General features: G+C 60.2%; 1 protein-coding gene. It reads left to right on the top strand.

All coding sequences use genetic code 11. From position 1 onward, the window contains the following. Positions 1-1946, top strand: a 1946-nt coding sequence (locus EOA27_RS34160; protein ID WP_281059509.1) for an AAA domain-containing protein, incomplete at both ends; no start/stop codon positions are given.

Raw genomic sequence — 1946 nt, forward strand, 5'->3', positions numbered from 1 at the left:
CATGTGGAAGGATCTGGTCGAGCGTACCGATGCGCTGCGCGAAAACCGTGTCGTGCGCCATCTGATCGACACGCCGGAGATAGCTTTCGAGGGCAATGGCGCATCATTCCGCGACGAGCGCGAACTCGACCGGCACTATGCCCCGTCCGACATGGTTTTGCTGCTGCCGGCCGACTCCTCACAGACCGCCGCAAGTCTTGCCGCCGCTGAGGGTCGCGATTTTGTCATCATCGGTCCTCCCGGCACTGGCAAGAGCCAGACCATTGCCAACATGATTGCCAACTGTCTTTCAGTTGGCAAAACCGTGCTGTTTGTGGCCGAGAAGACGGCGGCGCTCGATGTGGTGTATCGCCGCCTGCGCGAACATGGCCTGGGCGCGCATTGTCTCGAACTCCATTCCAGCAAGGCGGACCGACGCAACTTTCTCACCCAGCTCAGGATCAGCTGGGAAAGCGGCGTGCGCGTGGACGCAGCGGAGTGGATTGCGATCAACGAGCGGCTTCGCGTCCGTCGCGACGAACTGAATGCCTATGTCGAAGCGCTGCATCGGCACCATGTCAATGGTCTGACGCCTTATCTGGCGCTCGGCATCGCTCTCAAGAACAAGCGGCAGCACGCTCCGAGATTGTCCTGGCCATCGCGCGATTCCCATGACGAGGCAAACCGGCTGGCGCTGGAGCATATTGCCGCCGAAACAGGTCTCGCATTTCAGTCGGTGGAGATGCGGTCGGTCTTGCGTCTTATAGATGTCACCGAGTGGACGTCAGGCTGGCAGGACAATTTGCTCGAAGGGGCAAAGACCCTCAAGAATGCGTCCGAGGTTCTAGCGACCGCACTCGACGCCTTCCTGGTGAGCATCGGCCTGCGCGCCAAAGGCGACGCGTCAAAAGCGGAGCTCGAAGCGCTGCGAAAACTAGCAGCGGCACTCCAGGACAGTGCCGGCTATGACGTCAGCATTGTCTTTGATCGAGATTTCGCCCAGTTGCGGGGAGCCCTCGCCACTCTCAATGAGGCAATCGGAGACTATCGCAAGTCTCGCAAGGACCTGTCGGCCCGCTATGACGAGGCTGCCGTTGCGCGCATACGGGTGGAGGACATAGAGCAGCAATGGCAGCAGGCCGCTTCTGCATTCTGGCCAAACAGTCAGTTGGGCAAACGCAAAGTCCAGAAGCTGCTTCAAGGCTATGTCACAGAGGGGGTAGCCGATCCTCAGCACGACTTGCTGCTGTTGCGCCTGATGCAGGACCGCCGGGCCACTGTCGAAGCCAACATCCTATCTGGGAAGCCGATCGGATTTGCCGCACTTGATACCGACACCCACCGTATCGATCAGATACTCTCGATGGCCGAAAGGCTTCGACAGACGCTACGCCTGCCCGGCCTCGGCACGGAGGATTTCAAAGCGCTCCTGCAAGCAACCGCCCCGAGCCTGCGAAGCGGTGCAGCAGATAGCACGATGCGCTATGGGGCAGCCCGCTTCCTTGCGGCTTCTGCAGCATTCGAGGCTGCCAAGACCCAATTTGCGATCCCTGCTGGAAAGACGCCTTCTTGGGCAGAACATGATAACCCGCTGACCGAATTGACGACTGCGATGGGAGACTTGCTCGACGCCCGTCATCTTCTCCGGGACTGGACTTCGTGGTGCGGCATTCGTCGCAGGGCTGTCAGTCACAATCTGGGAGCGTTGGTCGACGATATCGAGGCGGGTCTAGTGCGACCAGCTGAAGCTCAATCCGCGTTCCGCCTGGCCTATGTACGCTGGTGGCTGCCGGCCACGCTGGATGCCGATCCGGTGCTGCGGAATTTCCGTCGCTTCCAGCACGAGCACGCCATCGAAGATTTCCGGGAAATCGACGATCTTGTCCGCGCTCAAGCAAGCCTTCGCGTCATCAGTGCCATCGCTCATGGTTTGCCGGCTGTGCAAGGCGTCCCGCGCAATTCCGAGT

It is taken from the genome of Mesorhizobium sp. M2A.F.Ca.ET.037.01.1.1 (genome assembly GCF_003998075.1).
Taxonomy (GTDB): Bacteria; Pseudomonadota; Alphaproteobacteria; order Rhizobiales; family Rhizobiaceae; genus Mesorhizobium.